This window comes from Syntrophomonas zehnderi OL-4 (genome assembly GCF_000983115.1).
GTDB lineage: Bacteria > Bacillota > Syntrophomonadia > Syntrophomonadales > Syntrophomonadaceae > Syntrophomonas_B > Syntrophomonas_B zehnderi.
In genome coordinates this window covers 82,086-95,138 of the sequence record NZ_CGIH01000027.1, presented here as the reverse complement: position 1 = coordinate 95,138, position 13,053 = coordinate 82,086, and the positions used below count along the sequence as shown (strand labels likewise).

Sequence of the window (13,053 nt, the reverse complement as noted above, 5' to 3'; positions counted from 1 at the left end):
GTTGCGACTCTTTTTGAACCGTTTATGTGAACTTTGTCACTAATCTACATAACCTCTTGAATTATCAAGGTTATCTGTAATTCGCCATTAATGCGGCTGCTTGATTAGCGCAGCAGGTATTTCTTTTTGCTAAGGCTGCCCCGTAACCTAAGAATTGCCTTGGTGTGCAGCTGGGATATCCGCGACTCCGACAGACTGAGTACAGCACCGATTTCTTTTAAGGTTAGACCTTCATAATAATAAAGATATACGACCCTTTTTTCCTTTTCCGGAAGACGCTCGATGGAGTTTTTCAATAGGTTTTTCACTTCGGCCAGTTCTACCATATCCAAAGCATCGGCCGCCGCCTCGTCTTCCAGCATATCGATAAATCTCTTATTATTATTGGTATCGTCTCCGCTTATAAAGTCGTCTAATGATATTATCGTTGTTGCCGCTAATTCCCTAAATAGGACCATAAGGTTATCCAGGCTAATTCCCATTTCGTCGGCAAGTTCCTGATCGGTGACCGCCCGGTTCAACCTGGTTTCCAGCACGGCATAGGTTTTTTCCAGTTCCTTGCCCTTCTGGCGCAGGGATACCGGAACCCAATCCATAGCCCGCAGGCCATCTATCATAGAGCCTCTGATCCTGGTGATGGCATAAGTTTCAAATTTAATATTTCTCTTATGGTCATATTTCTCAATCGCATCAATAAGTCCCTCGATGCCATAGGAAATCAATTCATCTGTTTCAACGACCGAGGATAGACTAATAGCCAGACGATTAGCCAGATATTTTACCATAGGGGCATAGTTCAGTATCAGGTTATCGCGCGCCTCGGTATCATTTTTTTCCTTGTACTGAATCCAAAGACTGCTGATGCTGGTTTCCATTTAGATTACCTGCTCTCCGTGGCCGATAGTGCGTACTAAAAGTTGACCAGTTTGCGGATCAAAAGTAATGGTACGGCCGTAATTTCCGCCCACGTCTTTTGCCAGGAGACGTATTTTGTGTTTTTCCAAGTTTTCCATGACAGCCACAGCATTGCGTTCGCCGATTTTTAAAATGTCATTTTCTCCTGAAAACTTGAACATCTGAGCGCCACCCGCAATCTTAGCAACCATCCCATTGAGGTTGGCACCTGTTTTGCGCATTTCGTCAATTACCATGGCGATGCCTGTATCGGCAAATTTGGCCTTATTATCTGTGTTTTTTGCCTGCAGACTGGAAGGTAGCATAATATGTGTCAAACTGGCTATTTGGGTGCTTTTATCCAGAATACAGATCCCTATGCACGAGCCAAGTCCAGCCGTTACAAGTTTATCCGGAGGTCGTGCCACCTTTAGATCTGCCATTCCTACTTGAATTATTTTACTCATTAAATACTCACTCCAAGCGCTTTAAGTATGGTATTTAATGCTCCCGGTTCCGGCATTAAAAAGAAATTTCCAACCACATCTTCGTTATCCTTTTTGAACACAGTTTCCAATACCAGAACATGATCTGCTATTTCTCCAAACTGAGCCAATACTGCATCTAATAACGCGCCGGCCATGTCCATTCCCAAGGCTGGTACGGAAGGAATAAAATCAAGCTGGGTAAACATCGACAAGGCATTTAAATAGGTTGCCGATATGATATTACCCAGTTCCATCATGGCTGACATTTCCATCTCCGAAAAATCACTGGTTTTGCTCTCCCCGGCCGGTAAGCCCATCAACATCTGAACGAGTCGACTGGCCTGTTCGATTGGCAGTATAAAAAGTATACTGGCGGGAGCAGGTCCATCAACCTGCAGGTATATTCCGGCCACGTGCAAATCCGCACCGCCTATCAGGTCGGGAACCTCGGCAAAGGGCAGGATATTAACCCGGGGGACGCTCATGTCTATTCTGGAATTTATCATCTGCGCCAAAGCTGTGGCTGCATTCCCGGCACCTACATTTCCAATTTCCCGTAGGGCGTCTACCTGGATTCCTGAAAGCTTGCTAAAATCCTCCACCACACTGCTTCACTCCTATTAAATTATATCAATACCCAGCAGTTTTTGCAGATCTAACAAAATAAGCAGCCTATCCTCAACTTTGGCTACGCCCTTAATCATTTCTGCATCCATGGAATTATAAACCTTGGAAGTTTCTTCTATATCGCTGCGGTGTAAATGCAAAACCTCTGAAACCTTGTCTACTATAATACCGGCTTTGACATCCTCAAACTGAAAAACAATGATGCGGGTGTCCTCATCTTCACCATTTTTGTTAAGATTAAACTTGGTGTGCAGATTTATAACCGGTATGATACTCCCCCGCAGGTTGACGACCCCGTCAATATAGTCCGGGGAACGGGGAACCCGGGTAACGTTAAGCAGACGGTTTATTTCTTGAACATTCAAAATATCTACGGCATATTCTTCGTCGCCCAGCTGAAAAGCAACAACCTGAACGACATCATCTGTAACCTGTTGCTCTTGGTCTTTATAATCTATCGCAGTATCCATATGCTTCACCCTTTCTAAAAAAGTGTGGTAATATCAAGGATAAGCCGTACGTTGCCGTCCCCGGCTACGATGGCCCCGGCAATACCGGAAATGCCGGCTAATATTTTCCCCAGGGCTTTAATAACAATCTCCTGTTGTCCGATCAAGGTATCAACGACCAAACCGATTTGACGATCACCTTTGCGAACTACTACAACGTACATCTCCGCATCCTCAGTCAGATCATCGGGCAAGTCAATTAAACGGGCCAAACGGAAGAGGGGTAAAACGTTTCCTCTTAGCATGATTACTTCCTGGCTCTGAATCATCTTAATATCCTGTTTGGTAATCATGGTGGTTTCATCGACCGAGGTCAGCGGTATAGCGTATATTTCATCTTTTACAGACACCATCAGGGCCTGAATAATTGCCAGGGTCAGCGGCAGTTTTATCCTGAACATGGTTCCCTGTCCAGGACGGGAATCAACGTTTATTTCGCCATTTAAGGATTCGATTTTGGTTTTAACAACATCCAGCCCGACTCCTCGCCCGGAAACATCAGTTACGTTGTTGGCGGTGCTGAACCCGGGTAAAAAGAGCAGGTTGATACTTTCTTCCCTGGTTAAGTTTTCGGCCTCTTTGGCGGTTATCAGTCCTTTTTCCAGGGCTTTGCCAATAACTTTGTCCTGATCGATTCCGGCTCCATCGTCTTCAACTTCTATATAAACATTATTGCCTTCGTGTCTGGCTCTAAGGATAAGATTACCCTGGCGAGGTTTGCCTTTGGCAACTCTTTCCGAGGAGGACTCCAGACCGTGATCCAAGGCATTTCTCAACAGATGTACCAAAGGATCCCCTATTTCATCAATCACCGTTCTATCCAGCTCGGTTTCCTTGCCTTCGATCAAGAAATCTACTTCCTTGTCCAGCTCCTTAGCCAGATCCCTGACCATACGCGGGAAGCGGTTAAATACCTGCTCTATTGGAACCATTCGAACTTTCATTACGACTGACTGTAAATCCGTACTGATGCGATCAATCTGTTCAATAGTCTCATTTAAATCTGTCACTTTATGGGTAGCCCCGATTTGTTCCAGACGTCCTTTATGCATGACCAATTCGCCGACCAGATTCATAAGGTTATCCAGACGGTCAATATCAACCCGTACCGTTTGTTTGATCTTGTGGGCCTTTTTGTTGTTGTCCGCATCATTGGCAGTGGCAGCCGAAGAAGCCACTTCAGATTTATTTTCCGTTCGGAGAGAAGTGCCGGAGGTTAGCAGAGCATCCAGGTTCAGCGTTTTGCTCGCCATTACTTTTACTTCGGATACATTGTTGATTCTATCCGCCAAATTGCTGACATCCGCCCGAGTTAGCAAGACCAGATCAAACTCTTTGTCGAACTTGCCTTCATCAAGATCCTGAGCGGAGGGGTTGGTTTTGATAATCTCCCCGTCTTCTTCCAGGGTTTTAAATACCATAAAAGCTCGTACTGCCTTCATCATGCAATCCGGGTCAATGCCGATTTTAAAATGCAAAATACTATATCCATTACTCAGAGCTTCTTTCATAACGGTGATATCATATTCGTTGAAAGAAAAGACATTATCATCATTAATTGATGTTGATTCCCCCGGCTCTATAGTCGGCAATTCATTTTCCAGTACGGCGGCTGCTTCATAATTTCCGGACTTAATCGTCTCCAGCTTCATGATCAGTTCGCTGTTATCCGCATCTACTCTTGTGCCGCTCTCAATACCGTCTATGATAATCTGCAGGCGGTCAACACACTCAAACAGAGTGTCAACCACATAGGAATTAGCCTCCAGCAGGCCTTCCTTTAGATCCGACAAGACGTTTTCCATATGGTGGGTTAAGTCAGCTAAATCGTTGAAACCCATAGTCGAAGACATACCTTTTAAGGTATGCGCAGCCCGAAATATTTCATTTAAACCGGCATTATCGCGCGGGTTTTTCTCCAAATTCAATAAACTTGCGTTAAGATTCCTTAAATGGTCCTTGCTTTCCTCGAGAAAAACATCCAGATATTGCGACATGTCCATCTTCAAATGAGACCACCTCCTTAAAAAATAAACCACCTACGGGGAAGCTATAGCATTTTTAAAACCTCATCCGCAATCTCCTGCAAAGGTACTACTTTGGTAACATTACCTGATGCGACTGCAGATTTGGGCATACCATAGACGACACAAGTGGATTGGTGTTCAGCTATTACCTTGGCTCCTAGAGCCTTCAAGGGGGAAAGACCCGCCGTTCCGTCATGACCCATACCGGTCATAATCACTGCTACAATCTGACCCCAGAATTGTTCTGCAACAGAAACCAGCATTTCATCCACCGAAGGCCGATGCCCACCTCGGGGGGGATCTTGACCCAGCTTTACCAGCAATTTTTGAGTAGGGCCGGTTTTCTGTCCCAATACCTTAAGATGGTAATCTCCAGGTGCAATATACGCACATCCAGGCAGTATATATTCCCCGTCTTCCGCCTCCTTCACCTTGACCTGCGATATGGAATCCAACCGTTCGGCCAGGGATTTAGTGAAACCAGCCGGCATGTGCTGCACAATCAGAATACCGGCATCCAGGTTGGCCGGTAATTTCGGTATAACCTGATTTAAAGCCTTAGGTCCTCCCGTAGACGTACCAATGACGATTAATTTGTTAAGCTGCCTTTCAATGGGCAGAGGTTTTACCGTTTTTGTGTTTCTGGCAACGTTTCCCACTCTATCGGCTGGGGGAGCTATCTTTTCTTTAGGAACCGTTATTGTATTAATATCGCTTTTTATATTAAAATTCTCCAAATTATTCTTAGTACCTGCTGCCATTTTAATTTTTCTAATAATTTCATCCCGCAGCTTATCAATATCCAGGGATATCTGTCCTGAAGGCTTGGCAACAAAATCCACCGCCCCTAACTGCAAAGCCTGAACCGTTTGTTCAGCACCAGCCTGGGTCAGGCTGCTCAACATAATTATGGGAAGCGGTTGGGAGTTCATAACCCTTTCCAAAACCATAAGGCCATTTAATTCCGGCATCTCAATATCCAGGGTAACGACATCCGGTTGCAGGGCCCCAATTTTAAGCAGAGCATCTCGCCCATTACGTGCAGTTCCAACTACGTGTAACGCGGAATCGCTGTTGATCAAATCACTTATTGCTTTTCTCATAAATGCTGAATCATCCACAACAAGCACTTTTATAGGCTGCATAATGCGCTCCTTTCTTTATATGTATGCCCCTTTATATAAGGCCTTTTTTTATCCATTCACGTTGTTTTTCAAATACGTAAGCGATGATGCGTTCCCGTTGACTTTCGCTAATATCATAGTATTCGCTAAACGCTTTATTTACCGAACCTTCTGTCTTGGTTTCCAACACCCGCAGAACCTTTAGCTGACAGTATACAGGTTCTCGATTAGGCAAATCAATCTCTGCGTCCAACAATTGGCCTGCGGCCAGCGGATTTCGAGTCAGAAAACAAACCCCACCGCCGCTGATATCTACCGTGGTCGTTTCATGGACGGTGGTACTCTCATCCTCATTAAGTAATCCAAATTTAAGCGGAATGCTGACCGGCACTCTGACCCATTGACGTCTTTGTATTTCTCGGATACTGTCCGGTTTTAAAACTGCCAGCATTGGAATCGGCTTAAGATGTCTATGCATAATTACGGTTTCAAATTGAAAAAAACGCCCTTGCTGATTAAAGCTAACAATCAGCTTTTGCCTGACCCTCACAGGTATGAGCTGACCCCATTTCATGGGGATGGCAATATATAGATGTTGGTCGGTAACCTCTTCAATACGGCTGGGCAGGTTTTTGTATTCAGTTCCTTCCTCATCAACGGTTATTTCAATACGTTGATTAACTTTTAGTTCACTCGCTTGCATCGCTACCTCCTGGGTAATTATGGCTGCTTATATGATGTTACTTTTTTGAAAAAGCCGCGGATACCACCTTTTTTAACCGGTAAGGGCTTAACCACGTTATCCGCGTTGTCCTCATCAATGAGTTTTTCAGCCAAATACATAATGTTTTTGGCCGCTATACTATTAGGATATGCTTGAATGAAGGCTTCCTGACGCCTGATTCCTGATTCAACCTGGGGGTCATGCAGGATATGCCCCAGGATTTTAATATCCAAATCCAAAAACTTCTCGCCCACCAGTTTAAACTTTTGCGCCACCAATACACCTTCTGTTTCCTTGCTGACACGATTTACAACCAGGAACACGCTGCCGTTAAATCCATTACGGGCGATACTTTTTACGGTACCGTAGGCATCGGTTAAGGAAGTAGGCTCCGGGGTGGTTAATATAATTACATCATCAGCGGCCAACAGAAAACGAATTACATTATTGGAAATACCGGCCCCGGTATCAACGATCATAAAATCGCATTCTCCATCCAACTTACCCATTTCCACTAATATCCGGTTTAGCTCTTCATCATTAAGATTGGCCAATTCGTCTAAGCCGGATCCGCCTGGGATAATTCTAAGACCGGCTGGACCGTTTACTATGATATCTTTTAAGGTTTTGTTTCCTTTAATTATATGGTAGAGGTTATACTGGGGAACCAGACCCAGCATAATATCTATATTGGCCATACCCAGATCGGCATCCAATAAAATAACGTTTTTCCCAAGAATACTGAGACTTAGGGAAAGGTTTAACGCCAACGTGCTTTTGCCTACTCCTCCTTTTCCGCTTGACACCACGATAACCCGGGTTTGTTTTTTATTATCTTTGCCAATTTCGGCTTCGATTTGGTTCTTTAAGTTGAGGGCCATTTCTCTAAGTTTATCGGCTTGATCCCTCATATAACCTCATCCTTTCCCAGCATCATACCGGCAATATGCTGTGCATCAGGAACAACAATATCTTCAGGTACGCTTTGTCCATTGGTAATATAGGCAACCGGCTTATCGATTTTATTAAATACGTTTAGCAGCTGACCGTAGCAAATCGTCTCGTCAAATTTGGTAAAAATGAGCTTGTCAATATTAACCCGGCTGAAGCGCTCATAAATATTTATTAAATCATTGCTTTCGGTATTCACACTTAAAACCAGAATCGTCTCGTCCGGCTGAGCCACATCCAAAAACTGAGCCAATTCATGCATTTGCTCTTGATTGTATGGGCTGCGCCCGGCGGTATCGATAAATATGAGATCGCAATCCTTAAAGCCTTTTATGGCTTCATCCAAATCAGCCGGGCTAAATACTACCTTGATGGGGATACCGATAATCTCGGCGAAGGTTCTTAACTGATCTGCGGCCGATACCCGGTAAGTATCCAAGGTGATAAAAGCGACTTTTTGAAATTCAACAAAGGTAAAATTCGCCGCCAGTTTAGCAATGGTAGTCGTCTTGCCAACTCCAGTGGGCCCTACCATAACAATTATTTGCGGCCTTTTGGTTCCATCTGCTTTAATCGGTTTAACTTCATTTATATAATCCTGCAGGGTATGTAGACAGACATCCCTAACCCAGTTACTGTCTGCGCATTTTTCACCAGGCAGGCGGGTCTCAACACTGTGGGCTATTTTTAAAGCGATGTCCTTATCCACCTGATTCTTAAGCAACAGATTATAAAAATCCTGCACCGATTCATTAAATCCTTTGAGCATTTCGACTTCATACATCTTGTTTTTAATATCGGCCATTAATTCCTGCACCCGGCTCATTTCCAGCAATAATTGGTTTTCCTGGGGACTGACCTCTCCAACCGCAAACGATTTTTGATTGTTTGTAGGAAAAACCGGGGCGGTTCTTCTTAAATTATCACTTTCCAGGCGCAGATCATCATCCAGGGCAACCGTTATCTCCACCTGACTTTTTTTAAAAAGACCCATGAAGCCTTTTTTGTTTATCTGGCGGGAATTAAGAATAATCGCATCCCGACCCATTTCATTTTTGGCCTTTAAAATAGCCGTTTGGAAATCATCTGCCAAATACTTTTTTACCCTCATGCTGTAACCATCCCTATCACTTCAACATCAACTCCTGATTCTATCTCATTATAAGAAAGAACCACCAACCCAGGGATAAAACGCTCCAACAATCGTTTTAAATAAATTCTTAAAACCGGAGCACTGAGTATGATGGGAACGACCCCGTTGCGGGTCAGGTTGTCATACTGACTGACCAGTTTATCTATCATGGATTGCGCCGTACCCGGATCCAAGGCCAGATATGAGCCAAATTCCGACTGCTGCACAGAATCGCGCAAAATCTCTTCCAGGCTCGGATCAAGCGTTAATACCGACAAACGACTGTCTTCTCCGGCATACTGGCGGCTGATATGCCTTTTTAAAGCCTGGCGAACGTATTCGGTAAGAACATCGGTGTCTTTGGTTATCTTGGCATAATCAGCCAAAGTCTCTAAAATCGTGACCATATCCCGGATTGACACCTGCTCTTTTAACAGGTTGGAGAGAACCTTTTGGACATCACCCAAGTTCATCAGATCCGGCAGTAATTCATCGACTACCGCGGGATTCTGCTCCCGGACAAAGTCAATTATACCCTGTAGTTCCTGGCGTCCCAGGAGTTCAAAGGCATGCGACTTGAGCACCGCTGTAAGGTGCGTGGCTACCACAGAAGGCGGATCTACCACCGTATAACCTTTCATTTCCGCCCTTTCTTTTTCAGTAGCCTCGATCCAGCGAGCCGGTAGGTTAAAAGCGGGTTCCACCGTATCTATACCCGGTAATTCCGTATCATTGTCTATATTCGGACCGATTGCCAGGTAGCTGTCCAGGATTAATTCACCCGCAGCTAATTCCATGCCTTTTATCTTAATGGCGTAAGCGTTGGGCTTTAGCTGCATATTGTCCCGGATACGTATGGGCGGGACAATAAAACCCAGTTCAATGGCGCATTGACGCCGAATCATGACGATACGTTCCAGCAGATCACCACCTTGGTCGGCATCTACCAGAGGTATCAAGCCATATCCTAATTCCATTTCCATTTTTTCAACCTGCAGCAGTTCTACAACATTTTCTGGTTTTTTAATGGCTTCAGCTTCCCGCATTTCTTCCAGAACTGTATCTTCTTCCTCTTCAATGGTGGTAAAACGAAATACAGCGTAAAGTATGCCGAAGAAAACAGCCAGTGCATACATGGGTGCCTTAGGCAAGCCGATTGTTCCTAGAACCAAAAGAATAATAGCGGTAATACCCAGGGGTTTTACGTTGCCAAGCAACTGTTCCGACACTTCCCGCCCCAGGCTGTCGTCAGAAGCACTCCTGGTCACAACGATACCGGTAGCGGTAGAGATTAACAAGGCTGGGATCTGGGTAACCAAGCCGTCACCAACCGTCAAAATGGTATAAATCTGGCCGGCTTGAGCCAGTTCCATTCCCTTCTGGGCCATACCGATAATCAAACCGCCCACAATATTTATAATGATAATTATTATCCCGGCAATAGCATCGCCTTTTACAAACTTGCTGGCCCCGTCCATGGCCCCATAGAAATCAGCTTCATCCTGAATCTTTTGACGGCGCAGGCGGGCTGTGTCCTCATCAATCAAACCGGCATTTAAATCAGCATCAATCGCCATCTGTTTGCCCGGCATTGCATCCAGTGTAAAGCGGGCCCCGACCTCGGATACCCTCTCCGCGCCTTTAGTAATTACGATAAATTGAATTACAACCAGGATGAGGAATATTACCAAGCCAACTACCGTATTGCCTCCGATTACGAACTGTCCAAATGAGGCTATCACCTGTCCGGCTTCGGCATTAAGCAAAATCAGCCGGGTCGAAGATATGTTAAGGGATAACCTGAACAGAGTCATTACCAGCAGCAAGGACGGAAATACAGAGAAATCCAGAGGATCAGTATTAAACATGGCAACCAGCAAGATGACTAGGGCAAAACTGATATTAAACGTTATCAGGACGTCAAGCATAGCCGGTTTGACAGGGATAACCATCATCATAACGATTACGATTACGATTACCGCTATTAACGCGTCACTCCTGTTTAATATAAATTCCAGCCACTTGGCTCTTTTCTGCATTTAAACAACCTCCAAGCAAGGTTTAAAAAGCTTTTTTCTTCTGTTTGTAAACGAATGCCAATACTTCAGCAACAGCCTGGTACAGATCCTCCGGCACCAGATCCCCGATATCGGCCGTATAAAAAAGGGTTCGAGCCAGGGGTGGGTTTTCTACTATAGTAACATCATGGGCTTGAGCAATTTCCCGTATTTTAAAGGCCAAATAATCCTGTCCTTTGGCAATAACCTGCGGTGCTTCCATGACATCAGCCTGGTATTGCAGGGCTACAGCAAAATGGGTGGGATTGGTAATGACGACATCGGCTTTAGGTACCTCGGCCATCATCCGCTGCATAGAAGCCTGCCGTTGAATCTGTCTCTGTTTGGATTTAATCAGCGGGTCACCTTCAGTTTGCTTGTATTCCTGTTTCACTTCGTATTTGCTCATCATGATAGATTTTTCATATTCAGACCACTGGAATATATAGTCCAATACTCCAATAATTATAAAGACGATGCCTATCTTAAAGGCCACTTCGACAATAATACTGCCTAAAACACTCATGGCGGCCGTTAATTCCATATCAATAAATCGCGGCAGGATAAATAGATTTTTTTTTATAACGGTATATACGATATAACCTGTAACCCCGATTTTCATTAATGACTTGGCTAATTCCACCAAAGCCCGCTTGGAAAAAATCCTTTTAAAACCTTCGATAGGATTAAGCCGCTCCAGTTTGGGAGTCAGGGCCTCGCTGCTCATAACAAAACCTACCTGCAGATAACTGATCATTAAAGCCGCTAAAAAGGTTACCATTAGAATTGGTAGCACAATTTTAGCTATTATCTTCATGGTTTCCAGCAGCAAAAAAAAGGCATAACCGCTGTCAAAATCAACCAAGGTGCGGTCTAGAATATATAGCCGGGTAAAATCTCCCAGATTGCTGACCATTGCAGGAAAAGTTGCCAATATGGCTATGGTACCGGCCATCAATATAACCGCCGAGTTCAAATCGGCGCTTTTAAATACCTGGCCTTTCTTACGGGCCTCTTCCCGGCGGCGGGGAGTGGCTTTTTCAGTTTTTTCCCCGGTTCCGTCATCAGCAAAAAGCTGTAAATTAATAAGGTAATACCTGTTTACGTCCGCCATAAGTTTATAACCCCATAGTTCGTACGACTAGATCTATATAATCCATGCTCTGCCCTAGAAGCAGGCCGAAAAACCATATGTAGACCGGCATTATAATTATAAAGGACAGTAGCCCCACTAAAATCTTCAGGGGCAGTCCCACCATGAATACATTCATTTGCGGAACCGTGCGGGATATATAACCCATCGAGATATCCGTAATCAGTACGGCGATCACAATGGGGGCCGCAATCTTTACCGCAATAACCACCATATAGGCGGTTACGGAGACAATGAGTTCAAAAAAGCCCTGCGAAAAATTGGCTCCCAAAACCGGGATAACCTGGTAACTTTGGGCTACTGCCTGCAACAGATAATGATGTCCATCCATACCCAGGTAGATCATCAGGGCCATAAGATAATTAAAGTTTCCCATCAAAGGTATCTGCAGCCCGGACAATGGATCCATTACGTTTACGATGCCAAACCCCATCTGGGTATCCATCAACTGTCCGGCTAACTGAACCGCGGCGAAAAAGACATAGGCTACAAACCCAATCGCAAAACCTATGATGATCTCAGCAACGAAGGCGGCGATGAAAATAACCGGGTTATTTAAAGATACCGCCACGTTGACCGGGACAAAGGACGACATGACGGCTGCCAGCAATATCAGGATTAGTATCTTAAGCCTGCCGGGCAGCTGGCGGTTGGCAAAGATCGGGGCAATGAGAAACAAACCCGATAATCTTCCCAAAACCATAAAAAAGCCGTCCCATACAAAATTCACAACTCTACCATCCTTATAACTGGGTTAATCCCCCGTAAACCCTTTTAATCACCTGCCGGTACCAACATATATAAATAAAGCTGTGTTATCTAGGTTAATTTTCCCGACCACAACCACTATAAAAAAATAGCGCAATTTACGTATTACGATGATTGATCTAAAAGAAGCATTGCGGTAATTTGTGCTATGGCTGACGCTCATAAAACCAGGGTTTTTGAGTATATGCGATGATGCGGCAGATAGCGTATTGTAAATTAAAACTAAAATCAGGGTTAATATTTTTAAAATCTGTGTAAATCTGTGACTGACTTGCCTCCTCGTTATCCGCGCCTATTTTCTAATTTCGGATACGCTGCCGTCAACTACATCGACAACAGACTGGGTATGGAAGCGTAGAGATTATACGTAAAACTCGTTATAATATTTAGCATCCAGGGCCCAAACAGGATCATAACAATAAAAACCGCCACTATCTTGGGTACAAAGACCAGGGTCATTTCCTGTAACTGCGTGGTAGCCTGAAAAATACTGATTAAAAGCCCAACCAATAAGGCTACCCCCAGAATCGGAGCTGATACCAAAAGCATGGTAAAGAGCGCTTCGTGGGCAATGCCCATGACAATATCTTCAAACACTT

13 protein-coding genes are annotated in these 13,053 nt (G+C 44.4%); all 13 read right to left on the bottom strand.

Annotated elements, in window-relative coordinates:
• Nucleotides 1–104 precede the first annotated feature (104 nt).
• Nucleotides 105–875 carry a FliA/WhiG family RNA polymerase sigma factor gene (locus tag AAV90_RS07795; RefSeq protein ID WP_046497429.1) on the bottom strand — a complete coding sequence of 257 codons (771 nt, stop codon included), beginning with the start codon at nt 873–875 and terminating at the stop codon, nt 105–107.
• Nucleotides 876–1,361, bottom strand: a complete 486-nt coding sequence (locus AAV90_RS07790; RefSeq protein WP_046497427.1) for a chemotaxis protein CheD — start codon at nt 1,359–1,361, stop codon at nt 876–878. It abuts the gene before it with no gap.
• Entirely contained in the window at nt 1,361–1,987 is a 627-nt protein-coding gene (locus AAV90_RS07785; RefSeq protein WP_046497424.1) for a chemotaxis protein CheC, read from the bottom strand. Before AAV90_RS07785 ends, AAV90_RS07790 begins: the two co-directional genes overlap by 1 nt.
• Before the next feature lie 15 nt (nt 1,988–2,002).
• Nucleotides 2,003–2,479 carry a chemotaxis protein CheW gene (locus tag AAV90_RS07780; RefSeq protein ID WP_046497423.1) on the bottom strand — a complete coding sequence of 159 codons (477 nt, stop codon included), beginning with the start codon at nt 2,477–2,479 and terminating at the stop codon, nt 2,003–2,005.
• A gap of 14 nt (nt 2,480–2,493) precedes the next feature.
• Nucleotides 2,494–4,521, bottom strand: coding sequence for a chemotaxis protein CheA (locus AAV90_RS07775; protein ID WP_046497633.1), 2,028 nt, complete (start codon nt 4,519–4,521; stop codon nt 2,494–2,496).
• A gap of 47 nt (nt 4,522–4,568) precedes the next feature.
• The gene (locus AAV90_RS07770; RefSeq protein WP_046497421.1) at nt 4,569–5,690 is read right to left on the bottom strand and encodes a protein-glutamate methylesterase/protein-glutamine glutaminase; all 1,122 of its coding nucleotides are present in this window, start codon (nt 5,688–5,690) and stop codon (nt 4,569–4,571) included.
• Nucleotides 5,691–5,721: 31 nt separating this feature from the next.
• A complete protein-coding gene (locus tag AAV90_RS07765; RefSeq protein WP_046497419.1) occupies nt 5,722–6,372 on the bottom strand; it encodes a flagellar brake protein in 651 nt (216 codons plus the stop codon).
• Between the two features lie 17 nt (nt 6,373–6,389).
• Nucleotides 6,390–7,304: a MinD/ParA family protein gene (locus tag AAV90_RS07760; RefSeq protein WP_046497417.1), complete on the bottom strand. Its 915-nt coding sequence runs from the start codon at nt 7,302–7,304 to the stop codon at nt 6,390–6,392.
• Nucleotides 7,301–8,455, bottom strand: coding sequence for a flagellar biosynthesis GTPase FlhF (flhF, locus tag AAV90_RS07755; protein WP_046497415.1), 1,155 nt, complete (start codon nt 8,453–8,455; stop codon nt 7,301–7,303). Before flhF ends, AAV90_RS07760 begins: the two co-directional genes overlap by 4 nt.
• Entirely contained in the window at nt 8,452–10,515 is a 2,064-nt protein-coding gene (gene flhA, locus AAV90_RS07750; RefSeq protein WP_046497412.1) for a flagellar biosynthesis protein FlhA, read from the bottom strand. Before flhA ends, flhF begins: the two co-directional genes overlap by 4 nt.
• Nucleotides 10,516–10,537: 22 nt before the next feature.
• A complete protein-coding gene (flhB, locus tag AAV90_RS07745) occupies nt 10,538–11,647 on the bottom strand; it encodes a flagellar biosynthesis protein FlhB (RefSeq protein WP_046497410.1) in 1,110 nt (369 codons plus the stop codon).
• 4 nt (nt 11,648–11,651) lie between these two features.
• Nucleotides 11,652–12,416 (bottom strand): flagellar biosynthetic protein FliR, encoded by a 765-nt coding sequence (gene fliR, locus AAV90_RS07740; RefSeq protein ID WP_052729671.1) that lies wholly within the window; start codon nt 12,414–12,416, stop codon nt 11,652–11,654.
• Nucleotides 12,417–12,778: 362 nt separating this feature from the next.
• Entirely contained in the window at nt 12,779–13,033 is a 255-nt protein-coding gene (gene fliQ, locus AAV90_RS07735; RefSeq protein WP_046497628.1) for a flagellar biosynthesis protein FliQ, read from the bottom strand.
• Nucleotides 13,034–13,053: the final 20 nt, after the last annotated feature.

Excerpts from the sequence above, each read along its gene's own strand:
- AAV90_RS07795 (WP_046497429.1), bottom strand. The coding sequence starts at position 875 with ATGGAAACCAGCATCAGCAGTCTTTGGATTCAGTACAAGGAAAAAAAT.
- AAV90_RS07790 (WP_046497427.1), bottom strand. The coding sequence starts at position 1,361 with ATGAGTAAAATAATTCAAGTAGGAATGGCAGATCTAAAGGTGGCACGA.
- AAV90_RS07780 (WP_046497423.1), bottom strand. The coding sequence starts at position 2,479 with ATGGATACTGCGATAGATTATAAAGACCAAGAGCAACAGGTTACAGAT.
- AAV90_RS07775 (WP_046497633.1), bottom strand. The coding sequence starts at position 4,521 with ATGGACATGTCGCAATATCTGGATGTTTTTCTCGAGGAAAGCAAGGAC.
- AAV90_RS07770 (WP_046497421.1), bottom strand. The coding sequence starts at position 5,690 with ATGCAGCCTATAAAAGTGCTTGTTGTGGATGATTCAGCATTTATGAGA.
- AAV90_RS07765 (WP_046497419.1), bottom strand. The coding sequence starts at position 6,372 with ATGCAAGCGAGTGAACTAAAAGTTAATCAACGTATTGAAATAACCGTT.
- AAV90_RS07760 (WP_046497417.1), bottom strand. The coding sequence starts at position 7,304 with ATGAGGGATCAAGCCGATAAACTTAGAGAAATGGCCCTCAACTTAAAG.
- flhF (WP_046497415.1), bottom strand. The coding sequence starts at position 8,455 with ATGAGGGTAAAAAAGTATTTGGCAGATGATTTCCAAACGGCTATTTTA.
- flhA (WP_046497412.1), bottom strand. The coding sequence starts at position 10,515 with ATGCAGAAAAGAGCCAAGTGGCTGGAATTTATATTAAACAGGAGTGAC.
- flhB (WP_046497410.1), bottom strand. The coding sequence starts at position 11,647 with ATGGCGGACGTAAACAGGTATTACCTTATTAATTTACAGCTTTTTGCT.
- fliQ (WP_046497628.1), bottom strand. The coding sequence starts at position 13,033 with ATGGGCATTGCCCACGAAGCGCTCTTTACCATGCTTTTGGTATCAGCT.